The following is a 25,446-nucleotide window of genomic DNA, read 5'->3' on the forward strand; positions in this document are numbered from 1 at the left end:
TATATCATTAAGACATCCGGTTATCTGAAATCCATCAAAGAGATTGAGGATATCCCACTGAAAAACCAAAATGGCATTCCTATAAAAGTCAGCGATATAGGAACTGTCCAGATGAGCGGGGAAACCCGATTGGGAATCTTTGATCATAATGGCACAGGCGAAGTCGTTGGCGGTATAGTAGTGATGCGTTATGGTGAAAACGCAGATGCTGTAATTGATAATGTGAAAGAAAAAATGAAGGAAGTTGCTAAAGGGCTCCCAAAAGGGGTAAAATTCAATATTGTATATGACCGGGGACATCTGATTAAAGAATCTATTGATTCGGTTAAGCGTACCTTAATTGAAGAAATGCTTGTAGTGTCCCTTATCGTTATTATTTTTCTTTTTCACTGGCGCAGTGCACTGAGTATTATCATCCAGATACCAATTACCATTGCAGCAAGTTTCATACTGCTCAATGCCTTTGACATATCCTCCAATATTATGTCCCTTACCGGTATAGCACTTGCCATTGGAGTAATAGTTGACAACGGTATTATTATGAGTGAAAACGCCTACCAGCATCTCTCGCAACGGTATGCACAATGGGAATCTGAACAAAAAAATGAAACAAACTCTGATGAAAAGAATTAAAAATATATTTCGCAAAAAACCACAGTGGATATCCGAAGAGGAAAGACTCAAAATAATTGAGAAAAGCAGCAAGCAGGTTTCCCGTGGGGTGTTCTTTGCCACTGTAATTATAATTACCTCTTTCTTGCCTGTGTTTATGCTTACCGGACAGGAAGGAAAACTATTCCATCCTTTAGCCTTTACAAAAACATTCATACTGATTGTGGATGCCCTGTTGGTACTTACATTAGCTCCGGTACTGATTTCTTTTTTTATGAAAGGAAAATTCCGTCCAACCGATGCACATCCAGTAAATCGCTTTTTGGAAAGAGGTTATGAGCCAATTATACGCTGGGTTCTGAAATGGAGAAAAACAACTCTTGCAGTCAATATTCTGGCATTATTGATTTCTATTCCATTATTGATGCGGCTCGGAACGGAGTTCATGCCTCCATTGGATGAACAGAGTATTTTATTTATGCCTGTTACCCTCCCTGATGTATCTAATGGAGAAATCAAACGCATTTTGCAGGTACAGGATAAAATAATCAAATCGGTTCCTGAAGTAGAAAGTGTTTTGGGTAAGGCAGGGCGAGCTAACACAGCTACGGATAATTCCCCAATGAGCATGATTGAGACCATTATCATGCTAAAACCAAAATCACAGTGGCGTGAAGGAATAGATAAAAAAGATATTATTAAGGAACTCGATACCAAACTCCAGATACCTGGTGTAGTAAACGGCTGGACACAGCCCATTATCAACCGAATCAATATGCTGGCAACAGGAATTCGTACCGATGTAGGAATTAAAGTCTACGGACAAAATCTCGACACCATTGCCCGTGTGTCTGAAAGGGTGAAAATGGCTTTAGAAGGAACTCCGGGAGTATCTGATTTATTTGTGGATCCTATTACCGGAGGTAAATACCTTGATGTTGATGTTAATCGCCAGGAATTGGCCCGATATGGCCTAACCGTGGATGATGTGAACCAAACCGTGGAATTTGCTTTAGGTGGTGCATCCATTGGCAATACTGTTGAAGGACGAAGACGTTTTTCAATAAGTGTGCGTATGGCCCAGGATTATAGAAATAGCGTGGAACGCATTAAACGCATTCCCTTACAGTCTCCTGCCTTTGGAGAAGTGCCATTATCTGCCGTTGCTGATATTAAATTCGTAGACGGACCGCCAATGATCAGTTCTGAAAATGCACTCCTTCGCGGAGCAGTCATGTTCAATATACGTGATCGTGATATGGGAGGAACCGTACAGGAAGCCATGAAAAAATTGGAAAGCGCCAAAAACATACTTCCTGAGGGGTACTTTATAGAATGGAGCGGACAATATGAGAACCTGATCAGCGGAGAAAAGACCCTTAAAGTCATTGCGCCGCTAGTATTGCTTATTATTTTCTTCGCCCTCTATTTTGCCTTTAATTCCCTTAGGGAAGCCTTTTTAAGCCTTATAACAGTTCCTTTTGCTTTAATTGGAGGTGCCTATATCATTTTTTTCTGGGATGTCAATCTATCAGTGGCGGTAGCAGTAGGTTTTATTGCCCTTTTTGGAATTGCCGTGGAAACCGGAATTGTGATGGTTATCTATCTCAATGATGCCATGGAGCAACTTATCCGGGCCAAAGGAAACTCAAGGGAAACCATCACTAAAGAAGATCTCAGGGAATATGTGGTACACGGCGCCGCAAAACGATTGCGCCCAAAACTAATGACCGTTTGCGTCTCATTATTCGGATTAGTACCTGTCCTGTGGTCCAATGGTGTTGGAATGGATGTAATGAAACCAATTGTATTGCCTATGATTGGCGGTGTATTTACCTCTGCCGTGCATATCTTATTAGTAACCCCGCTTATTTTCCTAATGTCCAAAGAATATGAACTAAGAAAATATGGCAAACTCGAAGTACATGATGTCAAACATTAAAATACTGGCAGTACTATTGCTTTTACTGCCATTACAGCTATTGAGCCAGACCAAACAGGTCTTGTCTCTCGATACAATCCTTCAAAGGATTGATAAAAAAAATGTGCTTCTGCAAAGCTATAGTTTAAAGGCAGAAGGATATAAATACAGTGCCGATGCTGCAACAGCATGGATGGCACCAATGGTGGGTGTGGGAACCTTTATGACCCCCTATCCTTTTCAGGAAGTTATGGATGACCGCGACAAAGGATCTTTAATGTTCAGAATTGAACAGGACATCCCCAATGTAGGAAAGCTAAACAAGAAGAAAAAATTCATCCAGTCCCAAGGAAACATTGAGAACGCTACCCGTGCCGTTACCCTTAACGACTATAAATCGAAGGCCAAACAGCTCTACTACAGCTGGATGGTGGCCGAACAGCGAATGAAAGTTTTGGATCAGAACGAAAAGATAATGCTGACCATGAAAAAGATTGAGGAAGTGCGCTATCCCTACAACCAGTCGCAATTGGGTAATGTATACAAGATCGACGCAAGGATTGAAGAAAACAAAAATATGGTCCGCATGCAGGAAGGTGAAATTGCAAAAGCAAGAGCATGGCTCAACAGCTTGATGAACCAGCCCGGCAATGCTGATTTTGCCATAGACACGAGTATTAATCCTGTCTTCAACCCAGCTTTACACGACACCACAAGCCTTGCAGGGGTACGTGGAGATATCAAGAAGATGGATGCTGGAATTGAATCGATGCAGCTTAGTATTGAGGCCATGAAAGCAGAAAAAAATCCCTCTTTTAAAATCCAGTTTGATCATATGAATTCTTTTGATAAAATGATGCCCAAAGCCTATTCGGTAATGGCAATGATGTCTATTCCTATTGCTCCCTGGTCTTCAAAAATGTATAAATCAGATGTCAAAGCAATGCAATACAATGTACAGGCTATGGAGAAAGAGAAATCCGCCATGCTGCAGGAAACCCAAGGTATGTTATATGGTATGCAATACGAAATACTGACCATGCAAAAAAGGATTCAGGGACTCGAAACAAAAATAATCCCTTCTATGCAAAAGTCCCTGGATGTAAACTTTCTGAACTATCAGGAAAACAAACTGCAGATTCCTGTAGTAATTGACTCCTGGGAAGCTTTAAATATGCTGCAGAATAACTTATTAGATGAAAAATTAAAACTATATCAAATGATTGTCGATTATGAAAAAGAACTCTATCGCTAAGTTAGTCGCATTGTTATTCGTTTCGATATTATTATTGACAGCCTGTAACAAGAAAACCGAGTATAACAGTAAGCCATCACATCAGCATGTTACAAATCAGGAATATACCTGTCCGATGCATCCTGAAGTTATTCAGGATAAGCCCGGCAGCTGCCCAATATGCGGTATGGAATTGGTTCCAAGACATACCCCTGGTACGGAAACAGCTATAGACAGCAGCCTGAAACACCTTTTAAAACCCGTCAATGAACAGGTCGTTTCTAATATATCTGTCATAAAACCTCAGGGAGGTACTAAAATATTCTCTCTGCAGGTACAAGGAATTATTACCTACGATACCCGTGAGCAGACCAGCATTTCCAGCAGGGTAAGCGGAAGGATTGAGCGCCTGCTGATTAAGTACAATTACCAGCCCATAAAAAAAGGACAGCTAATCATGGAAATCTATTCACCTGACCTTGCTGCCGCGCAAAGAGAATTGTTGTTTATTTATCAATCTGATGCAAACAATCCGATGCTTCAAAAAGCAAAAGAGAGACTGTCTCTGCTAGGTATGCAGCAGAAACAAATACAACAGGTATTAAAGACAGGTAAAATTTCCTATCGCATTCCTGTTTACAGTAATGCCACCGGGTACATCTTAGACAATACTGCGACAGCAAACGCTTCTGCAGCAGCTCCTTCGGCTTCACCTCAAAGCTCGGTGTCAGATGATGGCATGGGCGCTATGGGCTCAAGTGGCAATGCAGCATCAAATAATAGCGCATCTACCCCTGCTGCCTCTGCTATTATGCTAAGAGAAGGGCAATATATCGGTGCTGGACAATCACTCTTTACAATCTATACCAACAAAAACCTTATCGCTGAGTTTGCTTTTGATCCATCGGTATCACCCCAGATTAAAAAAGGACAAAAACTGGTGTTTTATGAACCATCAGATAAGCAAACCGTATATACTGGTACTGTCGGACTCATTCAGCCCGTCTTTAAAGAGGGAAGCAACTTTACTATAGCAAGGATTTATTTGCAGGATAATAAATTTCAAACTGGAAAATTAGTAACTGCAACCATTCCTATTGTCAGCAAAGGCTGGTGGCTCCCGCAAAGTGCCGTTCTCAATCTAGGAAATAAATCCATCGTTTTCAAAAAAGAAAAAGACGTCTTTGTTCCCAGAGAAGTTAAAACGAAAAACAATGCTGATGGAATGGTCCTAATAGATCAAGACATCAGTGATTGGGGTATTGCCGGCAATGCGGCCTATATGATAGACAGTGAGAGTTTTATCAAGATAGCTTCAGAAAATAAATTAAAAAATTAAGTCATGAACAGTAAATCAATAATTCGTACTATTTTGCTCATTGCAATGGTTTTTCCACTTCTATTTACAGCATGTGCCCAAAAAGAAGAAAAAAAAGTCAGTCAGGAAAAAGTTCAAACCTATACCTGTCCCATGCATCCGCAAATTGTAAAAGATAGTCCTGGCTCATGCCCAATCTGTGGAATGGATTTAGTGCCCTTCGAAAAAAACAACTCACAGGACTTTCTAACCTTGGGGCCAAGCCAGCAAGCTCTAGCCAATTTGACTACAATAACTGCCGGAGAAAATGAATTTTCAAATTCTTCCCGTCTCAATGGACGTTTGGTTACTGACCCTGAGCAAACTATTTACATCTCAAGCCGAGTGGCAGGAAGGATTGAAGAGTTGTATGTAAAAGAAACTGGTGTTCCCGTTCAAAAAGGCCAGCCTTTATACAGAATATATTCAGAGCAGCTATCAGCCCTGCAACAGGAGTACCTCATCGCCACAGCACAGGCCACAAGCTTTGCCGAGGATAAACGCTTTGCCCAAATAAAAAGTGCTGCAAAACAAAAACTATTATTGTACGGTCAGTCCGAAGCCCAGCTTAATGAATTATTCAAAAAACAAAAAGCATCCCCTTATGTTGATTATTATTCTCCAAACTCAGGAATAGTTGCAGAACTTTCCATTACAGAAGGCCAATATGTAGCAGAAGGAGCCTCTATTATGAAATTAGAAGATTACAATCGTTTATGGGTCGAAGCTGATGTTTATCCAGCCGATGCAGGTAAAATTAAAACCGGCCAAAAGGTTAAAGTTATAGTCTCGGGTTATGAAGATCAGCCCCAAACAATGACCGTAGATTTTATAAATCCTGCCCTGCAAACAAGTAAGCAGATAATACAGCTGCGTGGTACTATTGCCAATCCAAACAATCAATGGCAGGCAGGTCAGCAGGCAATTGTTTTACTGCCTTCCTCAGAACAGAAAATGAAATTGACCATACCTGTGGATGCTGTTATAAGAGACGGAAGCGGCACACATGTTTGGATTGAAATTGGAAAAGGCAAATATCAGCCTAGAATGGTGGCGATTGGTTCGGAAACCTTCGATGAAGTCGAAATTACTAGCGGATTAAAAAAAGGTGATGTCGTTGTTGCATCTGGCGCCTATCTCCTGTACAGTGAATTTATATTAAAGAAAGGTAAAAACCCAATGTCAGGAATGAAAATGTAATAACCAATCTCACAACAGACGATGAAAAAAATAATCAAAATAGGAATCCAAATATTATCAATCTTCTTACTTATTGCCTGCGGTAATAATGAAAACAAAAAGCAAGAGAATCCTAAGGATAGTGAAACTTCTGTCCCAATTTCAAAGGAAGCCGAAATCAGGATAAATGATGATGTCTTAAATGCGATATACAGCCAGTATGCCCATTTAACAGTAGCCCTTACCCAAGATAATCTCGGGGAAGCAAAACTGGCAGCCAATGCGATTGAAGCGGGAGCACGGGAAATTAGCAACAGCAGTAATCTTGCAGCAAGCGCTGCATCAATCGTTTCAGCTCCTGATATTGAAAAGCAGCGGGCTGCTTATTCTAAACTAAGCAATGAAATGGTTGCCTTGCTAAAAAAAGCAGGAATGGCCGAGGCTGAACTATACGTGGAATATTGTCCAATGGCTTTCGACAATAAAGGAGCCGTATGGATTAGTCCTACCAAAGAAGTGCGTAATCCTTACTTTGGAGAAAAAATGCTCAAGTGTGGTGAGGTGAAAGAAATAATTAAATAATTAGAATCTAAATACATAACTATTTGTAATTATTTTTCAGTGTTTTACAATAAGCTGTAACAGCTGATGAACAACAAGTCATTTTAAGTAAATTGAAATCACACGTTTACTAAAAAAAAAACACTAACTTTCTATATATTAAGTAAATAACGCTTCTAAACTGTAAAAAAAATAACCTTATGACACACACCTATACAATATCGGGAATGACTTGCGATGGATGTCGTACGAAAGTAGAAAAAACATTAAATGCTGTGGAGGGAGTAAAGGCAAATGTCACTCTAGATCCCCCATTGGCAACCATTATAATGGAAAAACATATTGCGACCGAGCAACTGCAGGAAGCATTGACTGCGGTTGGAAAGTACACCATTGAAATGACCCACACGACTCATTCGCAAGAAAAAACAGCAGAGAAATCATGCTGTAGTACTGCTAACGATCGTGATCATAAAAAGTTAGCTGCGCCTCATAATGATGCGGGTGGAAAATACTATTGCCCGATGCATTGTGAAGGCGATAAAATGTATGATAAACCGGGAGATTGTCCTGTATGCGGAATGCATTTGGTACAAGAACCAGCCGTTGTTCAGGTTCAGCAATACACATGCTCTATGCATCCGGAAATTATAACCAATGCGCCAGGATCATGTCCTATTTGCGGGATGGATCTAGTACCAATGGAACCAAGCGAAAATGAAGACCAAAGAATTTATAAGGGTTTGGTTAAGAAAATGAAAATAGCGGTTGTATTTACAGTTCCTATTTTCGCAATTGCCATGATAGAAATGGCACACAACAATCCTTTACTCGGGCTAATGGATGCGGCTAAATGGAATTGGGTACAGCTTATTTTATCACTTCCTGTTGTCTTTTATGCCTGTTGGGTATTTTTTGTACGAGCATGGAAATCAATAATTACATGGAATTTAAATATGTTTACCCTTATCGGAATTGGTACAGGAGTGGCATTTTTATTTAGTTTAGTTGGAATGTTTTTTCCAGATATTTTTCCAAGTGAATTTAAGACCCAGCACGGAACAGTACTATTATACTTCGAGGCCACAACAGTTATTCTAACTTTAGTTTTGTTAGGACAATTGCTTGAAGCCAGGGCGCACAGTCAAACCAGTGGTGCTATAAAAGAATTATTAAAATTGGCTCCTACCGAAGCTACTTTGGTAATTGATGGCGGTGATAAAGTAATCTCAATCCATGATATAAAAAAAGGTGATTTATTACGGGTAAAACCCGGAGATAAAATTCCTGTGGATGGGAAAATAACCGATGGTGAAAGTACAATAGACGAATCGATGATTACAGGTGAACCAATTCCTGTAGATAAAAAAATAGGAGATATGGTGTCTTCAGGAACTATAAACGGAAACAAATCATTTATAATGATTGCCGAAAAAGTTGGTTCGGAAACCTTGCTTTCGCAAATTATACAAATGGTTAATAATGCAAGCCGTTCCAGAGCACCAATTCAAAAACTAGCCGATAGTATTGCTAAATATTTTGTACCAATTGTTGTTGTAATTTCCATTCTTACCTTTTTCATTTGGGCAAAATTTGGTCCCGAACCGGCATTGGTCTATGGGTTTATAAATGCCATTGCGGTATTAATTATTGCCTGTCCTTGTGCTTTAGGATTGGCAACGCCGATGTCTGTAATGGTAGGAGTTGGTAAAGGCGCTCAATCGGGAATTCTGATAAAAAATGCTGAAGCTTTAGAAAAAATGGATAAGGTAAATGTTCTGATTACTGATAAAACAGGAACAATTACAGAAGGGAAACCTTCGGTAGAAAAAATTGTTGCATTACAATATTCAGAAGATGAACTGCTGCAATACATTGCGTCTTTAAATCAGTATAGCGAACATCCTTTAGCACAAGCAGTAGTAAAATTTGCAAAAGCTAAAAATGTCTCTTTAACGAAAGTTGATGATTTTGAAAACATTGCAGGAAAAGGAGTTATTGGAACTGCTATTGATAAAAAGATCGCATTAGGGAATAAAAAATTAATGGAGCAAGTAGGCGCAGCTATTTCTGCCACAATTGAAGAGAAAATTATTGCCGAACAAAAATTAGGAAAAACAGTTTCTTATATCGCTGTAGATAAGAACGTAGTGGGATTTGTAACGATAACCGATGCTATAAAAGAAACCAGTGCTGCTGCTATAAAAGAATTAATGCGTCAAGGAGTTGAAGTAATTATGCTTACGGGAGATAATGTAAATACTGCCAAAGCTGTTGCCGACGAGTTGCATTTAACCTCTTTCCAAGCAGGTTGTTTACCGGAAGACAAATTAAAAGTAATAGAGAAATTACAAGCTGAAGGAAAAGTTGTTGCTATGGCAGGAGATGGTATAAACGATGCGCCAGCTTTGGCACAATCGGACATTGGCATTGCGATGGGAACAGGAACAGATGTTGCGATCGAAAGTGCCAAGATTACTTTGGTAAAAGGAGATTTGCAAGGAATTGTAAAAGCAAAAAATCTGAGCCACGCTGTAATGAGCAACATCAAGCAAAACCTATTCTTTGCTTTTATATATAATGTCTTAGGTGTACCAGTTGCTGCGGGAGTTTTATATCCGTTTTTCGGAATATTACTTTCTCCTATGATTGCTGCCCTGGCAATGAGTTTTAGCTCGGTATCTGTTATTGTCAATGCATTGCGATTAAGAAGCTTAAAACTCTAAAGAATAATAAATTATTATAAAAACAAATGACCAATCTAGGACAAATTATTCTGCAGTATAAAAACGATAACGAAAGTGTTTACAATACCTGGTTTATAGATAACAACCAACGGTTAAAGGCATTTCGGACTATAAGACGCGGTGTTTTACAAGTCATTGAGGATATTAAAAAGAAAACCTTTCCTAATGATTTTAAAGAAAGCAGTTTAGAATTTGTTCTGAGTTGCATTGCCGAACAAAAACAAGTCTTTGCAGGGGTTTCCCATCCGTTTTATTGGAAACCCAAATTGCGCATTCCTGATATCTATGAAAATCAAAACAATAAATTGGCTTTCGGTCAATTCCTTGAAAATTGTATCAATGCCAAGTCTGAAGAACAGGTTGTAAAAGAAATCATAAAACTCGATGAATTAAAAATTAAAGGATTAGGACCTGCGGTTGCCAGTATTTTATATTTCATACACCCAACCTGGTTCCCGCCATTCAACACTGCTATTCTCAATGGTTTTAATTTTCTTTTTAAAGACAAAAAAAAATTGGGAAGCTGGACAGAATATCTTAAAATAAGAGAAACTTTGATGGAAACTAACACTTTGCATAAATCTCAGCTGTCAAATGATTTGGGTGCCATTGCAGGATTGTGTTTTGAAATTGGAACTCAGAAAATGCTAATCGGTAACGATGAATACTTAAGCGAGGCAGAACGTTCAAGATTCGAAAAAAACGTACACAAGCGTCAAAAAGAAATACTCGAAGAAAAACTGGAGGAAAATCTGCATAGTGAGATGCAATACCATCTGCTAAAAATAGGTATTTCTCTCGGTTTCGATGTTACCCCGGCAAGCAATGATAAAAACAAATCATTTAATGGACAAAATTTCTCATTTATTTCACTGGTAAAATTCCCTGAGTTGCCTACCGACAAGGACACTCAAAATACCATTAAGCTTATTGATGTGCTCTGGTTAGAAAAAGGCACAAACAAAATTATAGGTGCCTTTGAAGTAGAAAAGAGCACTAGTATCTACTCTGGCATACTGCGCTTGTCTGACCTATACTTTAGTATCTCAAGCGGACAGGAAGTTTTTTATATTATTATTCCCAATAGCAGGGAAAAGGATGTAGTGCTTCAGCTAAATAGGCCCGTTATAAAAAACTCGAAAATGAATATAAAATATATCCTGTTTTCTGAATTAAGAGCTAATTGTGATGCCATCTGCAAATTTGGAACCGACCATTCGGTAATGGAAAAAATATCAAAATCAATTTAAAATTAAAAAACTATGAAAAAAATAATTGTATTAAGCTTCATTATTATACAATCGTTATCAATTTCTGCACAGGAAAAAGTTCAAATTAAGCTTACTTCTGCAAGCCCTTCAGCATCATTTCAACAAGAAATTGGAAGTTCAACAATAAAAATGGCCTATAGCAGACCCTTAGTAAGAGGACGAAAAATATTTGGGGAACTGGTGCCCTTTGGCAAACTCTGGCGAACAGGTGCAAGTGACTGTACGACCATCAGTACTAATGAGGATATCACCTTAGGAAATAATATTTTAAAAACAGGAACCTACTCTATATTTTCAATTCCATCAGAAAATGAGTGGACTATCATTATAAATAGTGATATTACTTTACATGGCGAAACTGGTTATGATGAGAAAAAAGACGTTATGCGTTTTACCGTCCCCACAGAAAAAACAACTAATTTCTACGAAACTTTTACCATCGAATTAAATGACATCAATAGTAAAGGGGAAGGTTTCCTTAAAATAGAATGGGAAAATACTATGGTTAAAATACCAATGAAAAGCAAAGCTGACAAAGAAATTTTAGCCCTAATTGACAAATATATTATTAAAGAGAAAAGTCAAAATGCTACTTTATTGTTTCAGGCAGCAAATTATTATTCAACCACGGGAAGAGCAAATAACCAAGCAGTATCCTGGTTAGCTGAGGCTGAAAAATTGGATCCCGAAAATTTTTATTATCCCACTTTAAGACAGAAAGTATCTTTAGAACTGAAGGATTATCCCAATGCTATTGAGGCAGCAAAAAAAGCCTTAACAATTGCAGAACAGAAAAAAATGAAGGGTACTGAAAAATTAAAAAATCAGATTGAAGAGTTACAATTATTACTTAAAAGTAAATAAATAATAAGTATTACAATATCACATTGAAAACTACAGGAGCATAAAAAAATCCTTGCCATTTAAGCCGATATAGTGTTATAGTAACATTAGACTTGTTTTGTTCAGGGAAATAGATAAATCAAAATAACTTTTAAAGCTAAAAATATGAAAATGGAACACGCAACACAGCAGCATTCTAAAGAGGCAGACTCCAAAATGTACAAAAAATTAGCCCTTATGATCGTATTGTCATTTATTTCTATGTACATACTAATGTATTCGATGGTCGATATTTTTGCTAATGTCATTCCCAATGTAAACCAATTTTACATGGCAGGACTAATGACAATGCCAATGCTCGTAATTGAGATTATTGTAATGGGTAGTATGTATATGAATAAAAAATGGAACATAATGTTAATTATAACAGGCAGCCTTGCCGCAATCATTTTTTTTTCCTGCATCAGACAGCAAGCAGCTGTTGATGATAAACAATTCTTAAAATCAATGATACCACACCATGCGGCGGCAATTCTCATGGCTCAGGAGGCTTCTCTTCACGATCCAGAAATAAGTCAACTTGCCCAAGACATTATAAAAGCGCAACAGGCTGAAATTACACAGATGAAAGCCAAGTTGAAAGAGATGAAAAAAAAATAACAGAACACTATTCTTTAAAAAAGCAATATGAAAAATATACTGACAATACTCGTATCTATCATGCTTCCTGTCCTAATTCAGGCGCAGGATATGAAAACAATGGAAATGGATAAAAAGCCAGCGAAAGAAGAGTCAAATCCTACTACCTATACTTGTCCAATGCATCCTGATATTCATGAATCCAAACCGGGAAACTGCCCAAAGTGCGGTATGAAACTAGTTCCGGAAAAAACAAAAAAGCAAACAAAAATATCGCAGCATAAAGACATTCCCAAGAAACAAACTGACCACGGAAATACAGCAATACAGGACAACAATAATAGTACAATTGCTCAAAAAAAACCTGAAGAAAATAACGCACAGCCACGTGTGGTTCGATATGACCTGTATATCAGAGATACAATTGTAAATTTTACAGGAAAAACAAAAAGGGCTATAGCCGTGAATGGACAAATACCCATGCCTACCCTGACTTTTACAGAAGGAGATATCGCTGAAATCTATGTTCACAATGAGCTTGATGAAGATACTTCCCTGCATTGGCATGGCTTATTCTTACCTAATCAATATGATGGTGTGCCAAATCTAACTCAAATGCCAATTAAACCCCATACCACGCATCTATATACTTTTCCCATTATTCAGCATGGCACACATTGGTACCACAGCCATACGGAACTACAAGAACAGATAGGCATGTACGGCTCTTTTATAATGAATAAAAGAACAGATGATCCAACTTTCCGTAAAGGAATCGATGATCTGCCTTCTGTTCCCATAGTATTGAGTGAATGGACAGATATGAAACCTGAAAATGTACACCGACTGCTGCACAATGCATCGGACTGGTTTGCTATTAAAAAAGGGACCACACAAAGTTATGCTGAAGCTATAAAGCAAGGGTATTTTAAGGACAAAATAAAAAATGAATGGAAGCGAATGAATGCGATGGATGTCAGTGATGTTTATTACGACAAATTTTTAATCAACGGAAAAAATGAAAATCAGCTTTCTCAATTTAAAGCAGGTGATAAAGTCCGGCTACGGGTTTCCAATGGAGGTGCATCAACCTACTTTTGGCTTACCTATGCCGGTGGGAAAATTACGGTTGTGGCCAATGATGGAAATGACGTAGAACCAGTTGAGGTCGATCGATTAATTATTGCAGTTTCTGAAACCTATGACATAATTGTAACCGTTCCAGCTGACAAAACAGCTTATGAGTTTTTGGCAACACCGGAAGACCGCACAAAATCTACCTCCCTGTACATTGGCAGCGGGGCTAAGCAATTAGCGGCACCCCTGCCAAAGCTTAAATATTTCGAAGGAATGAAGATGATGAACGGTATGATGAAAATGAATGGAGATCTGGATGATATGGGCATGAGCATGAGCCTTAATAAAATGGATATGAATGTAGTGATGTATCCCGAAATCACGGGTGAAACCAAGCCTAAAACCAATACAAAGATGGATGGTATGAAAATGGATGCTGAGCAATACAATGCCAATGCGCTTTCAGATATTACAACTCTAAATTATGCAATGCTTAAATCGCCTACCAAAACAACACTTCCTGAAAACGCCCCAATTAAAGAACTAAAATTTGAACTTACCGGTAACATGAATCGATATGTCTGGAGTTTGGACAATAAGGTAGTTTCTGAATCTGATAAAATATTAATTAAAAAAGGCGAAAATGTACGCATCGTTTTACATAATAATTCAATGATGCGCCATCCAATGCACTTACATGGTCATGACTTCAGAGTCCTTAATGGCCAAGGAGAGTATGCACCGTTAAAAAATGTGATTGATATAATGCCGATGGAAACAGATACGCTGGAATTTAATGCCAACGTAGATGGGGACTGGTTTTTTCACTGCCATATTTTATACCATATGATGAGCGGAATGGGAAGGGTTTTTACCTACGAAAACCAACCTGCCAACCCTGAAATTCCAGACCCAAAATTAGCACAACGAAAACTCTTTGCAGACGACAGGAAATTTCATTTTATGGCAGAGAATGATTTTGCAACCAATGGAAATGATGGTGAAGCAATGTATCAAAGTACGCGCTGGAGTATTGGAACCGAATGGAGATTAGGATACAATGATATGCATGGTTATGAAACTGAAACACACATTGGTCGATATATTGGAAAAATGCAATGGTTAATGCCATTTATAGGATTTGACTGGAGATATCGAAAAATGGGAGAAGATGAACAGGAAAAAAATCTCTTTGGACAAAAAAACACTAAAGATAAACGTGCAGTAGTAAGTCTGGGGGTCAACTATACCCTTCCAATGTTAATAGTAGCACAGGCAGAGGTTTTCACAGATGGTAAAGTCAGATTACAGTTTGAACGTAAGGACATCCCAGTTTCTAAAAGACTTCGAATGAATTTAATGTGGAATACAGACAAGGAATATATGGCAGGGTTGCGCTATATAATTACCAGATGGGGTTCTCTATCCTCTCACTATGATAGCGATATGGGCTTTGGCGCAGGTTTTATTTTAAATTACTAAATTTTTAACTTAAAAAATTAGCATAGAACAGTTAAAGCAAAACAGGGAAGAAAACAATTCATGAAGAATACAATATTTGATAATTCTAAATACCACATTTAATCCGACCAGCCTTTATAGGCTGGTTTTTTATATCTATTAACACTTTCTTTTTGTACTGCAACCAAGTCATCATAAAATGCTCTTAAGTGTCAATCAATAGCAAGGCTTTATAATAGGGTCTTTTTCAACTAGATATTAAGCTGATAGGGAAATGGATTCATACTTGGTTTAGTGCTGCAGAAAAAAATCTTTAAAATTCGCAGAAGCAGTTTTGTCTTATATAAAGGAATTGATGGAAAACAATAACAACGATTCTACTGATGAAGATGAACCATTTAATGTGTCACAGACCTGGCGAAAAATATAGAAAATCGTAAAATTTTATTTTTTATTTAAGCTAAATTTCTTCAGTATTTTATCAAAGTCTGATAGTGCTTTATAATGTTCTCTTATTTCCGTTACAGTACTTACATTCCATATGCTCGGAGCATAGATATCCTTCATCTTTATGTAAAGCTCGGTTGCTGTGTGTGATTTCAGAATCTGCACATCACCACCAGTATCAACGACTATCTTTATTAGCGTTGTGTTAATGCTTCGTATTGTGAAATAGCAGAGTATGAGGTAGATATAGCGCATTGCTAAAGATAAAAATTAATTGTAATATATTGCAAATCAGATATCATAACTAACTCTCCTTATCCAAAAAGCCCAAGAAAATCAATGATTTTCTTGGGCTTTTTTATGCATTATTCAAGCTAATTTCTTCGATTCTTGCAAAAAAAATGACATTCCTTTTCAAGTCCTCAATAGGAGCAATTATTGTGATCACATTGAATTCCTTTGCCTGACTGCATTCTCCATTGCTTCCCCTTCATTTTTAAGTTCAATAACCAGTATGCTTTTGTCTCATTTCAGCAGCAAAGGTAACTCCGTGTTCTTAACGCAATAGCAAGGCCAGGCCCTTCAGGTTTGACAAAAAATCTCCACCCATCCGGGTTGTATTTTTTGTCAAAACCTTGCTATTGCTAAACACTAACCTTTTTATGCTCCCGAAACGAAACATAGCATACTCCGGCTCTTTAGACGAATAAAAAAAATGTCAGCAATGAGAAATAAAATATTAAAAATGGATTTGATGAAACAAAACAGCACCTCCTCTCATTGCCGAATAAAATTTCAAAAAAAAAAATAATCACTAAAAATCGCAGGAATTATGAACATCACAGGAAGAGTGACAGCGGATGCGCAAGTACGCAACGTGTCAAACAGCAAGACAGTAGTAAACTTTTCGGTAGCCATCAACGACAGCTATAAAAACAAAGCGGGCGAGCGCATAGAGCAGACAACGTATTTCGACTGCGCCTACTGGCTAAGTCCCAACGTTGCCAAGATACTCAAAAAAGGTGCAGTGGTAGAACTGACAGGCAGGGCAAGCGCAAGAGCGTGGACAGGCAGTGACGGAGAACCGCACGCAGGACTGAACTTCAACACCTCGCAAATCAAACTGCACGGGGGCGGTAAAAAATCGGAAACTGTACAGGCTCCCACAGGAAACAGCATCGACAAGGAAAAGGACGACCTACCATTTTAACAACGAGCACCTAAATAATTCAAACAATTTAAAATTTAAAATCATGGCACATAATATCAATTTTAACAGCGAAACAGGACGTTATTCATTCTTTAGCGTAAAGGAAAAAGCGTGGCACGGACTAGGGCAAATTGTAGAGCAATACCCAACAAGCGAGGAAGCTATCAAATTTGCAGGGTTAGATTATGAAGTCGTTAAAAGTCCGCTATTTACCAAAAGTTCGGGTATTATTCAAACGGCTGACAGTATCGAGATAGGCAGTAAAGAATTGGAAGTCCCTAGCTATTTTGCCAATATACGCACGGATAACAACGCAGTATTGGGCGTGGTAGGCAAAGACTATCATATCGTGCAGAACCGTGAAGCATTTAATTTCTTTGATGCCATTGTAGGCGGTGGAGACGGAATACTATATGAAACCGCAGGAGCGCTGGGTAATGGGGAACGCATATTTATCACAGCCAAACTGCCCGACTATATCCGAGTTGGAAATGGCGATGATGTAACCGAAAAATACATTTTCCTGACCACTTCGCACGATGGTAGCGGAAGTATCACAGCCGCTTTTACTCCTATTCGTATCGTATGCCAAAACACGCTTAACGCATCCTTGCGCAGTATGACTAATGTAGTGCGTATCAAACACACTTCGGGAGCAAAACAGCGTATAGAGAACGCTCACAAGATTATGGGATTGGCGAACACCTTGAGTATCCAGTTAGAGAATATTTTCAATGAATGGGCAAAAGTAAAGGTAAAAGACAAGGAAGTGAGAAAGCTAATCCAATTGGCACTCTGCCCTAATAAGGAAACGTATGATTTGATTAAAAAAGGTGCGGAAGAAGAAATCTCCACCGTGTTCAAAAATACAGTTGAGGATGCTTTTGCATACGCTATGATTAGTGACACACAGCAGATGGACACTACAAAAGGCACATTGTTCGGAGCCTACAACGCTGTTACAGGCTACTATCAGAATGTACGCAATTACAAAGACGATGAAGCCAAGTTGCAGAGCATTGTTTTGGGTGGTACTGCACAGCTCAAATCACAAAAAGCATTTGACTTGTGTACAGGCTTTGCCTTAGATGGTGCAGAAATCCTAAATTTTAATTAGATAAACAAGGCTACCGCCTTAATCGGTGGTAGCCTACTATAAAATAACTGATATGAAAGCAAAATCAATAGAGAAAGCTAAAAATATGGCTAAATCACAAAGCCTTGAAACGAAATACAAAGACGAAGCTATATATATCATTTACTGCAATAGAACAGAGTATTTCTATATAGATACCAATAGCCTTTTAAGGACTTGGGAACAGCTTACAGGCTATTACGAAAACGGAGTTTATACCGCTGAAAACTGAACTGATAAAGTTATGCAGATAACAGATTTGAACGGTTGCCCTATTGAGGTGACCAACCTTAAAGAAGCCATTAAAATAGCAGGGCAGTACAAGGAATACCGCCAAGAGGACAAACGTTTCTCCGAGTTTGATAAAAGGCAGAAAACCTATTGGTCGGATATGTACGAGAAACTCAGAGCCATTAAAAAACAATTAGACGACAATTAAAATTTTAGAACGATGAATGCAAATTTTTTCCATCAGATAGCGCAGTTGCAGATTACAGGTGATTTGCAACTCACCATAGCAAAAGGAGCAGAAAACAACCTAATCGTATCGGTTATGCTCCAAAACGAACAATGCGGAGATAACGCAAAGAACATCATACCACCGCTTAATCTTCGGGGAACAGCAGAGGAACTCGACAACGGTTTTTTCGAGAACATAACCACACCCATACAAACCGCTTCAGGCTTAATGGTCGATATGGAAAGCTTTATGAAGCAGTTGGAAGAAACCAAAAAACAGTCGGCAATGGAAAAAGATAAAGCCGACAGGCAGAAGAAAGAACTGGGAGCCAAAGACAAGAAGTTCAAAGACGCAATGGCAAAGGCAGATGAATTGGAGAAAGAGGGCAAATTCCGTGAGGCGTGGGTAAAACTACCCGAAATAACAGAGTTCCCTGAAAAGGCAGACGAGATACGGAGACGTAAAAGAGAACTGTCCGACAAGTTTTCTGCGCCAAGTCTTTTTGGAGCAATCGAGGAAGAAAAACACGAACCTGCAAAAGCGGAAGAAGTTACAGCGGATTATTCCCAAGATGCCACGGACGAGGAAGAATAAATTGTTAACCTAAAATTCAGAAATCATGTTATTAGCAACGCATTTGGAACGAGTATTTATACTCAAAGATAAAGGTCAGGATATAAGGCTGACCGACCCTGAACCACGTTGGAGCGTGGAAGCAGTACTAAATTTTTACGCCAACACATATCCCATTTTGACCACCGCCAAAATATCCGCACCCGCCATTAAGGATGATGCGGTTGAATACAAATTTGAAAGTGTTATGGGCACTAAAGGTTAAATCTAAATTTAAAACAATGGACTATGCACAAACATATCATATCGGGAACAATCAAGCTAACCGAACAAAAAAGACAAAAGCAGTTGTACCAACAGCTCAGCGAGTTCGCCCAATGGATGCAAAAACCCAAAGATGCGAACGAGGTTCAAAAAGACAAACGCAGGTCAGTACCTGTGGAAATGTTGCCAATGGTTTTCTAAAGACTGCATTCCTGCCCAGACTGAAAGAAACTGAAACGGTACAGGCTTGTATGGAAACAGCAAAAATGCACAAGGATTTTTACAAGTCGCTGTCATTACTTGCAGAGCATTATAATATTGAACCTATGCAAACCAACCAATTTGACTATCCGTACAATATGGCATTGGCGATATGGGATATGCAAGAAAAGTTAAAGCAGAGTGTTCTGAATTGGCAGGAAATAAGTTTGGTGCAGGACAGTAAGAAAACGTATTTTATCAGTGAGGAAAAATACAATACAGGCACAACCCTATATTATATACCGATTGAACCGCTGTATCAGATGCTACACGACCCCAAGTATAAAAGAAACGCCCAACTGCTTATTTCTGTCTGTTCTTACCTATATCACATTGCTGATATTCCTTATTTCAGACAGGAAAACAGTTATCTGTACTGGATGTATGAAATGCACAAAGAGTGGGCAGAGCAGGACGATGAAACTGAAGAAAATGAGCCGTGTAAACTTGAGTTTGAAAAAGCGGGATTAATTGGAGATTATATCGAGCAAAAGATTTTTCACCCTATGAGTTTACAGGTATTTAAAAAACGTTTAAACACTTTTAAAAGAAGTGATGCATTCGACCATGAGTGTTGGCTGACGGCTTCTAATGCCTTTGCACTATTTACGGAATATCCAAAGGCAAGTATTTTCCGAAATGCTCCAATGCCTGTACAAGAACCTGATAATGATGACGACGACAATGAAACCATTGGTATGGAAAAGTATATCTCTTTTATATCGCACACAAAAGGATGGCTATACGAGAACCTTGCCGAGAGCATCAACAACGAGTTTAATGAGTACGCAGAAATGCAGGAACCTACTATCTGCAAACGTTTTGACAAAAAAGTGGTCACGAAGAACACCCTTGATTTTGAGAACAGATTATTTGCCCTTTTGGACGATATGTGCAGTTTGCTTTATAACTATAAAACCACGAGAAAATGAAAAATGCAACCGACATAACAGAAAGCTTTGGTACGCTGTACCATCCTAAATCCGCACTCGTTTTCTATGAAACCAAAGGAGCAGATGCCGATGTATATGTGGAGCATTTCGATATGGACAATAACGGTAATCCAATTAATGCCCACCCACTCACAGAACGGGAAGCAAAAGTATTGGCGAGGGCATTAGTAACAGAAAAGGACAAGGAAAAAGCCTTTTTAAAATCCAATGGAATACTGCCGACAAACATACTGCATATTAATCATAATACAGATAAAGGTTCGGTATTGTGGTACACCAAAGCACAAAGACGACAAATGTATTTTGTGGAAGGTTTGGAAATACCCAACGGAATGGCCTATGCACCGCCAATGATTTGGTATGCCAGCAAAAATAGTCTTACGGTATTTGCATTGGGAAGCGACCGACGACCGACAGAAAAAACACCTTTGTATTGCGCACCATTTTTCAACATCTATGAAGATGGGAAAGTATGTATGGGTTCGGTCAATATCAATATTAAAAACTCGGCTTCGGTTGAGGAATTTACCAACGGTTGGGAAGACTACTTTTTTAATTCCTATTTCAGCCATTTATTGGGAAGAAACAGCCCAATAAATGGCAATTGTGTAAACCTTTGGAAAGACCTAATCAATTCAAATAAGTCCTTTCCTAAAGAGGTACTGAAAAAAAATAACAAAACCCTTAAAAATCTATTGAGATGAATACTGAGAAAACAAAAATACATTTTACGGATAACTATCTTATAAATCCGAGTAACCCTATTACTGTAAACGTAATCGGTGCAGGAGGTACGGGTTCAAAAGTACTTACCGCCTTAATGGAAATGAACCACAGCTTAATTGAACTTGGACATGCAGGATTATCTGTCCGCCTTTGGGATGACGATGTTATCACGACTGCCAATTTGGGCAGACAGCGTTTTGCTGAGTCCGAGGTTGGCTTATTTAAATCCGTTGCCCTTATTAATCGGGCAAATCGTTTTATGGGAACTTATTGGAAAACGGAAACGGTGAAATTTGAGAAAGATAGTTTGGGAAGACTGCCCCAAAATGCACAGGCAACTATCTATATTACTTGTGTGGATAATGTACAAGCGAGATTTGGCGTTGCTGAAATACTTAAAGAATTATGCAACCGCAGAAATAATAGAGATACACCTAAATATTGGTTAGACTTTGGCAACAGCCAACATACAGGACAGGTCATATTATCCACTATTGGAGAAATTAAGCAACCCAACTCTGAAAAGTATGAGACGGTGGCAAGCCTGCCATTTGTTACCGAAGAATTTGGGGAATTGCTACTACAGTCCGAAGAACAGGACGACACACCAAGCTGTTCCTTAGCAGAAGCCTTGGAAAAACAGGAATTGTTTATCAATTCTGCCTTGGCACAAATGGGATGTTCTCTATTGTGGAGTTTGTTCCGTTATGGCATGACCGAGTACAGGGGATTTTTCCTTAATCTTGGAAACTTTCAGTCACAACCCCTAAAAGTCGCCTGACCCGAAAATCGGGCGGCAAAAAGACACTCCCTCCCAAAAGGTCGGGGCAGTCTTTTTGCGTTTAAGCGGTGCAGCCACTTTAATAAAAATGCACAATGCGCCATTTTATCAAACAGGCTGCGAAAATTTTGTAAGGGATATGCAGTATCCCTTTTGTTATTTTAGAGGACTTCTTTTCTTTCCGTAAAAGCGTCCAAAGAAAAGATTCTGTGTTATAATCCAAATTGTTTTAACCATTTTTATTAATTCTTTTAAAAATATAATTGTTTAATTCTTTTTTCTAAATTAATATCGTAATATTGCAATATAAAATAAAGCACTATGGGAATTACTAAAACAGACATGTATACAGATGATCAAAACAAGTTTGCATCACTTCTTAAAGTTTTAGGTCATCCTGCCAGAATTGCAATACTTCAATATATTATAAATCAGGAAAAATGTATCTGTAATGATTTAGTGGAGGAGTTAGGATTAGCACAGGCAACTATTTCGCAACATTTAAAAGAATTAAAAAGTATCGGAATCATTCAAGGTTCAATTGAAGGGAAGTCGGTTTGCTACTGCATTGAAGAGAAGGTATGGAATCAATTTCAAGAGGAATTTAATGCTTTTTTCAATCAAGCTGTTAAAGTAAACCAATGCTGTTAAAGACATTTTTTTACATTTAATTATCGTTATATTGCTATATAACATTATGTATTATCCATTTTATCATATTTAAAAATTAACTATTATGAAATTATCAGAAATCAAAGAAATCCTGCCAACATTAGACAATGTTGAATTTCAATTAGAGAACGGAACATTTGTTCCCGAACACTTCCATGTTACTGAAGTGGGACAGATTATTAAAAACTTTATTGACTGTGGCGGAGTAATCCGAAATGAAAAAGTTGTCAATTTTCAATTATGGAATGCTGACGATTATCAGCACCGTCTAAAACCGGGAAAATTATTGAGCATTATCAAATTGTCTGAGGAAAAACTAGGCATTGAAGATGCTGATATTGAAGTGGAATATCAGGACATTACCATAGGTAAATATGACTTGGAATTTAATGGTGAAAAATTCATTTTATTAAACAAACAGACAGCATGTCTGGCTCAGGATCAATGTGGAATCCCGTCCGATAAATCCACGGCAAACGTATCACAGCTAAATGTTGACAATACCAATTCATGTACACCTGGCGCAGGCTGCTGTTAATTTTTTAATATTAATAAACCATCATACCAATCAAGATAATGTTATATACTGAAATAGAGAATACTATTAAAACATTCGATTTTAAACAAATTTCTGAAGAGCGTAAAAGTGTTCTTCAGCCTCTGGTTGATTTTATTCAAAGTAAGGTAAATATCAGGCAGGAAATCAGATTGAACCTGATCTGCACACATAATTCCAGAAGAAGCCATTTGTCTCAGGTCTGGGCTCAGACTGCAGCAGCATACTATAATATAAAAAATGTTTCATGTTATTCGGGAGGTACTGAAGCTACTGCCTTATTCCCTATGGTAGCCGAAACTTTACAGTACTCTGGATTTAAAGTTAAAGCTATTTCAGAAGGCAAAAACCCCGTATATTCAATTAAGTTTTCTGCAAATGAACTTCCTGTTATCGGGTTTTCTAAAACCTATGATGATGATTTTAATCCTGAAAGTGAGTTTGCAGCTATAATGACCTGTTCTCAGGCGGATGGCGGATGCCCATTTATTGCAGGTGCCGAAAAGCGTATCCCTGTTACTTTTGAAGATCCAAAAGTATCTGATGGAACGCCACAGCAAAAGCAAATATATCAGGAACGCAGCCTGCAAATCGGAACTGAAATGTTTTATGTATTCTCAAAAATCAAACAATAAAAATGGCAGCAAATAACTGTGCACCTGCCTCAGGGCGAAAGAAATTAAGTTTTTTAGACAGATTTTTAACGCTGTGGATTTTTCTGGCGATGGCTCTTGGCGTAGCAATAGGCTATTTTATCCCCTCAAGCGGTAATTTCATCAATTCTTTTTCCAGCGGAACAACTAATATTCCTCTGGCTGTTGGGCTTATTCTAATGATGTATCCGCCTTTGGCAAAAGTGAAATACGAGCAGATGGGACAGGTTTTCAAAAACACTAAGATATTAGGGGCATCGCTATTTTTAAACTGGATTGTTGGGCCAATTTTAATGTTTTCACTGGCCTTACTTCTTTTAAATGGCTATCCGGAATATATGATCGGTGTCATTCTTATCGGCTTGGCACGCTGTATAGCCATGGTAGTAGTCTGGAATGACCTTGCAGATGGAAACAGGGAATATGCTGCCGGGCTTATTGCATTAAATAGTATCTTTCAAGTTCTGCTTTACAGCGTATACGCTTATATCTTTATAACTATTCTTCCTCCGTATTTTGGTTATGACGGATTTGAGGTAAATATCAGCATTGGTCAGATTGCAGAAAGTGTCGGGATATATTTGGGAATTCCTTTTGCACTTGGCATCATTAGCCGATATGCTCTTATTGCATTAAAAGGAACAGAATGGTTTGAAACTAAATATGTACCTTTTATTTCGCCTATTACACTCCTGTCATTACTTTTTACAATCATCGTTATGTTCAGCCTTAAAGGAGAACTGATTGTTCAAATTCCTATGGATGTTGTTCGAATTGCAATTCCTTTAGTGATTTACTTTACTTTAATGTTCATCATTAGTTTTTTTGTCGGCAAATATTTTGGGGCTGATTATTCAAAAGCAACGGCAATAGCCTTTACTGCTACAGGTAACAATTTTGAACTTGCCATTGCGGTAGCGATTGGCGTATTTGGGATCAACAGCGGTCAGGCATTTGCTGGCGTTATTGGTCCATTGGTAGAAGTCCCTGCACTCATTGCCTTAGTCAATGTAGCCTTTTGGTTTAGAAAAAAGTATTATTCAAAAAGTGTTTAACAGCTGATAATTTTCTTAACAGTAAATATGAGAATTGCAATACTTTCGGATATTCACGCTAATTTTCCGGCACTGGAACAAACCTTGAAGAGCATCGATGAACAGAAAATTGACGCTGTTTATTGTTTAGGTGATCTGGTAGGTTACAATATATGGCCAAATGCTGTGATAAATGAAATACGCAAAAGGCATATTCCTACCCTGGCCGGAAACCATGACGTTAAAGCTGTCGATATACATAATGATGGATCGAAAGATTCCGGGAGTTATGCATATCAAATTGTCGGCAAAGAACAAATCAGTTATCTTTCCGCTCTGCCAGCCCATATAAAATTGGAATATCAGACAGCTGATAAAAAAATAAAGATACTCATGGTACATGGCAGCCCGAATAGTAATACGGAGTATTTGCTTGAAGATAAAGACGAAAAGAAATTTACTGCTATTTTTCTTGACGCTGATGCTGATATAATTATATGCGGACATTCGCACAAACCATATCATCGTGTTTTGGAAAATCCCAATAAAAAAGGTCGCTATTTCCATGCTGTTAACGCAGGATCAGTGGGAAAGCCTAAAGATGGAAATCCGAAATGCTGTTATGCAGTAATTACTATTAATAAAAGCGCCGATTTCTCTAAAAAAGAAGGCATCAAGGTCGAGTTTATCAGAGTTCAATACGATATTGAAAAGGCAGCCCAAGCGATTGAACAAAGCGACCTGCCAGACAGTTATGCACACATGTTAAGGGAGGGGTATTAACTTAAAGATTTAAGTTATTTCCTATTGGCACTACAA

25 protein-coding genes are annotated in these 25,446 nt (G+C 38.2%); all 25 read left to right on the forward strand.

Annotation, left to right across the window (positions count from 1 at the left end; translation table 11 throughout):
• A partial coding sequence (locus B3C16_RS07995; RefSeq protein ID WP_291130657.1) for an efflux RND transporter permease subunit occupies window positions 1-633 on the forward strand: 633 nt, incomplete at its 5' end.
• Entirely contained in the window at window positions 605-2,554 is a 1,950-nt protein-coding gene (locus B3C16_RS08000) for an efflux RND transporter permease subunit (RefSeq protein ID WP_260402251.1), read from the forward strand. The genes B3C16_RS07995 and B3C16_RS08000, both read left to right, overlap by 29 nt.
• Window positions 2,538-3,788: a TolC family protein gene (locus B3C16_RS08005; protein WP_291130664.1), complete on the forward strand. Its 1,251-nt coding sequence runs from the start codon at window positions 2,538-2,540 to the stop codon at window positions 3,786-3,788. Before B3C16_RS08000 ends, B3C16_RS08005 begins: the two co-directional genes overlap by 17 nt.
• On the forward strand, window positions 3,766-5,106 hold the full coding sequence (locus B3C16_RS08010; protein WP_035650029.1) for an efflux RND transporter periplasmic adaptor subunit: 1,341 nt from the start codon (window positions 3,766-3,768) through the stop codon (window positions 5,104-5,106). The genes B3C16_RS08005 and B3C16_RS08010 overlap by 23 nt, the downstream gene beginning before the upstream one ends.
• Window positions 5,107-5,109: 3 nt before the next feature.
• Entirely contained in the window at window positions 5,110-6,324 is a 1,215-nt protein-coding gene (locus B3C16_RS08015) for an efflux RND transporter periplasmic adaptor subunit (protein ID WP_035650027.1), read from the forward strand.
• A 21-nt stretch (window positions 6,325-6,345) separates the two neighbouring features.
• Window positions 6,346-6,885 (forward strand): DUF3347 domain-containing protein, encoded by a 540-nt coding sequence (locus tag B3C16_RS08020; protein ID WP_035650025.1) that lies wholly within the window; start codon window positions 6,346-6,348, stop codon window positions 6,883-6,885.
• A 179-nt stretch (window positions 6,886-7,064) separates the two neighbouring features.
• A complete protein-coding gene (locus B3C16_RS08025; protein ID WP_291130669.1) occupies window positions 7,065-9,590 on the forward strand; it encodes a heavy metal translocating P-type ATPase in 2,526 nt (841 codons plus the stop codon).
• Window positions 9,591-9,616: 26 nt separating this feature from the next.
• Entirely contained in the window at window positions 9,617-10,861 is a 1,245-nt protein-coding gene (locus B3C16_RS08030; RefSeq protein WP_291130672.1) for a hypothetical protein, read from the forward strand.
• Between the two features lie 12 nt (window positions 10,862-10,873).
• A complete protein-coding gene (locus tag B3C16_RS08035; protein WP_035650017.1) occupies window positions 10,874-11,746 on the forward strand; it encodes a DUF2911 domain-containing protein in 873 nt (290 codons plus the stop codon).
• Between the two features lie 150 nt (window positions 11,747-11,896).
• Window positions 11,897-12,385, forward strand: a complete 489-nt coding sequence (locus B3C16_RS08040; RefSeq protein WP_238567995.1) for a DUF305 domain-containing protein — start codon at window positions 11,897-11,899, stop codon at window positions 12,383-12,385.
• 27 nt (window positions 12,386-12,412) lie between these two features.
• Window positions 12,413-14,923, forward strand: a complete 2,511-nt coding sequence (locus B3C16_RS08045) for a multicopper oxidase domain-containing protein (RefSeq protein WP_035650012.1) — start codon at window positions 12,413-12,415, stop codon at window positions 14,921-14,923.
• A gap of 1,258 nt (window positions 14,924-16,181) precedes the next feature.
• On the forward strand, window positions 16,182-16,559 hold the full coding sequence (locus tag B3C16_RS08050) for a single-stranded DNA-binding protein (protein WP_035650007.1): 378 nt from the start codon (window positions 16,182-16,184) through the stop codon (window positions 16,557-16,559).
• A 43-nt stretch (window positions 16,560-16,602) separates the two neighbouring features.
• Window positions 16,603-17,676 (forward strand): DUF932 domain-containing protein, encoded by a 1,074-nt coding sequence (locus tag B3C16_RS08055; RefSeq protein ID WP_291130683.1) that lies wholly within the window; start codon window positions 16,603-16,605, stop codon window positions 17,674-17,676.
• A 52-nt stretch (window positions 17,677-17,728) separates the two neighbouring features.
• On the forward strand, window positions 17,729-17,926 hold the full coding sequence (locus tag B3C16_RS08060; RefSeq protein WP_035650683.1) for a hypothetical protein: 198 nt from the start codon (window positions 17,729-17,731) through the stop codon (window positions 17,924-17,926).
• Between the two features lie 12 nt (window positions 17,927-17,938).
• Window positions 17,939-18,133 carry a BBE domain-containing protein gene (locus B3C16_RS08065; RefSeq protein ID WP_291130688.1) on the forward strand — a complete coding sequence of 65 codons (195 nt, stop codon included), beginning with the start codon at window positions 17,939-17,941 and terminating at the stop codon, window positions 18,131-18,133.
• A 12-nt stretch (window positions 18,134-18,145) separates the two neighbouring features.
• Complete coding sequence (locus B3C16_RS08070; RefSeq protein ID WP_291130691.1) at window positions 18,146-18,748, forward strand: PRTRC system protein E; 603 nt, start codon at window positions 18,146-18,148, stop codon at window positions 18,746-18,748.
• A gap of 25 nt (window positions 18,749-18,773) precedes the next feature.
• Complete coding sequence (locus B3C16_RS08075; protein ID WP_035650001.1) at window positions 18,774-18,992, forward strand: PRTRC system protein C; 219 nt, start codon at window positions 18,774-18,776, stop codon at window positions 18,990-18,992.
• A 16-nt stretch (window positions 18,993-19,008) separates the two neighbouring features.
• Window positions 19,009-20,184 carry a hypothetical protein gene (locus B3C16_RS08080; protein ID WP_291130695.1) on the forward strand — a complete coding sequence of 392 codons (1,176 nt, stop codon included), beginning with the start codon at window positions 19,009-19,011 and terminating at the stop codon, window positions 20,182-20,184.
• Window positions 20,181-20,909, forward strand: coding sequence for a PRTRC system protein B (locus B3C16_RS08085; RefSeq protein ID WP_291130698.1), 729 nt, complete (start codon window positions 20,181-20,183; stop codon window positions 20,907-20,909). The genes B3C16_RS08080 and B3C16_RS08085 overlap by 4 nt, the downstream gene beginning before the upstream one ends.
• A complete protein-coding gene (locus B3C16_RS08090) occupies window positions 20,906-21,712 on the forward strand; it encodes a PRTRC system ThiF family protein (protein ID WP_291130701.1) in 807 nt (268 codons plus the stop codon). The genes B3C16_RS08085 and B3C16_RS08090 overlap by 4 nt, the downstream gene beginning before the upstream one ends.
• Window positions 21,713-22,033: 321 nt before the next feature.
• Window positions 22,034-22,363 (forward strand): ArsR/SmtB family transcription factor, encoded by a 330-nt coding sequence (locus B3C16_RS08095; protein WP_113667221.1) that lies wholly within the window; start codon window positions 22,034-22,036, stop codon window positions 22,361-22,363.
• Between the two features lie 85 nt (window positions 22,364-22,448).
• A complete protein-coding gene (locus tag B3C16_RS08100; protein ID WP_113667222.1) occupies window positions 22,449-22,922 on the forward strand; it encodes a DUF6428 family protein in 474 nt (157 codons plus the stop codon).
• 38 nt (window positions 22,923-22,960) lie between these two features.
• A complete protein-coding gene (locus B3C16_RS08105; RefSeq protein ID WP_113667223.1) occupies window positions 22,961-23,575 on the forward strand; it encodes a low molecular weight phosphatase family protein in 615 nt (204 codons plus the stop codon).
• 2 nt (window positions 23,576-23,577) lie between these two features.
• Window positions 23,578-24,648, forward strand: coding sequence for an ACR3 family arsenite efflux transporter (gene arsB, locus B3C16_RS08110; protein WP_113667224.1), 1,071 nt, complete (start codon window positions 23,578-23,580; stop codon window positions 24,646-24,648).
• A 27-nt stretch (window positions 24,649-24,675) separates the two neighbouring features.
• Complete coding sequence (locus B3C16_RS08115; protein ID WP_291130713.1) at window positions 24,676-25,410, forward strand: metallophosphoesterase family protein; 735 nt, start codon at window positions 24,676-24,678, stop codon at window positions 25,408-25,410.
• Window positions 25,411-25,446 lie beyond the last annotated feature (36 nt).

The sequence above is a fragment of the Flavobacterium sp. UBA7682 genome (assembly GCF_002482945.1).
In the GTDB taxonomy this organism is placed as follows: Bacteria; Bacteroidota; Bacteroidia; order Flavobacteriales; family Flavobacteriaceae; genus Flavobacterium.

Bases quoted from the DNA above. Each gene is read 5' to 3' on its own strand.
- B3C16_RS08005 (WP_291130664.1), top strand. From the start codon at position 2,538: ATGATGTCAAACATTAAAATACTGGCAGTACTATTGCTTTTACTGCCA.
- B3C16_RS08060 (WP_035650683.1), top strand. From the start codon at position 17,729: ATGAAAGCAAAATCAATAGAGAAAGCTAAAAATATGGCTAAATCACAA.
- B3C16_RS08085 (WP_291130698.1), top strand. From the start codon at position 20,181: ATGAAAAATGCAACCGACATAACAGAAAGCTTTGGTACGCTGTACCAT.
- B3C16_RS08055 (WP_291130683.1), top strand. From the start codon at position 16,603: ATGGCACATAATATCAATTTTAACAGCGAAACAGGACGTTATTCATTC.
- B3C16_RS08095 (WP_113667221.1), top strand. From the start codon at position 22,034: ATGGGAATTACTAAAACAGACATGTATACAGATGATCAAAACAAGTTT.
- B3C16_RS08070 (WP_291130691.1), top strand. From the start codon at position 18,146: ATGAATGCAAATTTTTTCCATCAGATAGCGCAGTTGCAGATTACAGGT.
- B3C16_RS08105 (WP_113667223.1), top strand. From the start codon at position 22,961: ATGTTATATACTGAAATAGAGAATACTATTAAAACATTCGATTTTAAA.
- B3C16_RS08075 (WP_035650001.1), top strand. From the start codon at position 18,774: ATGTTATTAGCAACGCATTTGGAACGAGTATTTATACTCAAAGATAAA.
- B3C16_RS08090 (WP_291130701.1), top strand. From the start codon at position 20,906: ATGAATACTGAGAAAACAAAAATACATTTTACGGATAACTATCTTATA.
- B3C16_RS08080 (WP_291130695.1), top strand. From the start codon at position 19,009: ATGGACTATGCACAAACATATCATATCGGGAACAATCAAGCTAACCGA.
- B3C16_RS08035 (WP_035650017.1), top strand. From the start codon at position 10,874: ATGAAAAAAATAATTGTATTAAGCTTCATTATTATACAATCGTTATCA.
- B3C16_RS08040 (WP_238567995.1), top strand. From the start codon at position 11,897: ATGGAACACGCAACACAGCAGCATTCTAAAGAGGCAGACTCCAAAATG.
- B3C16_RS08025 (WP_291130669.1), top strand. From the start codon at position 7,065: ATGACACACACCTATACAATATCGGGAATGACTTGCGATGGATGTCGT.
- B3C16_RS08015 (WP_035650027.1), top strand. From the start codon at position 5,110: ATGAACAGTAAATCAATAATTCGTACTATTTTGCTCATTGCAATGGTT.
- B3C16_RS08100 (WP_113667222.1), top strand. From the start codon at position 22,449: ATGAAATTATCAGAAATCAAAGAAATCCTGCCAACATTAGACAATGTT.
- B3C16_RS08000 (WP_260402251.1), top strand. From the start codon at position 605: ATGAAACAAACTCTGATGAAAAGAATTAAAAATATATTTCGCAAAAAA.
- arsB (WP_113667224.1), top strand. From the start codon at position 23,578: ATGGCAGCAAATAACTGTGCACCTGCCTCAGGGCGAAAGAAATTAAGT.
- B3C16_RS08050 (WP_035650007.1), top strand. From the start codon at position 16,182: ATGAACATCACAGGAAGAGTGACAGCGGATGCGCAAGTACGCAACGTG.
- B3C16_RS08010 (WP_035650029.1), top strand. From the start codon at position 3,766: ATGAAAAAGAACTCTATCGCTAAGTTAGTCGCATTGTTATTCGTTTCG.
- B3C16_RS08115 (WP_291130713.1), top strand. From the start codon at position 24,676: ATGAGAATTGCAATACTTTCGGATATTCACGCTAATTTTCCGGCACTG.
- B3C16_RS08065 (WP_291130688.1), top strand. From the start codon at position 17,939: ATGCAGATAACAGATTTGAACGGTTGCCCTATTGAGGTGACCAACCTT.
- B3C16_RS08030 (WP_291130672.1), top strand. From the start codon at position 9,617: ATGACCAATCTAGGACAAATTATTCTGCAGTATAAAAACGATAACGAA.
- B3C16_RS08045 (WP_035650012.1), top strand. From the start codon at position 12,413: ATGAAAAATATACTGACAATACTCGTATCTATCATGCTTCCTGTCCTA.
- B3C16_RS08020 (WP_035650025.1), top strand. From the start codon at position 6,346: ATGAAAAAAATAATCAAAATAGGAATCCAAATATTATCAATCTTCTTA.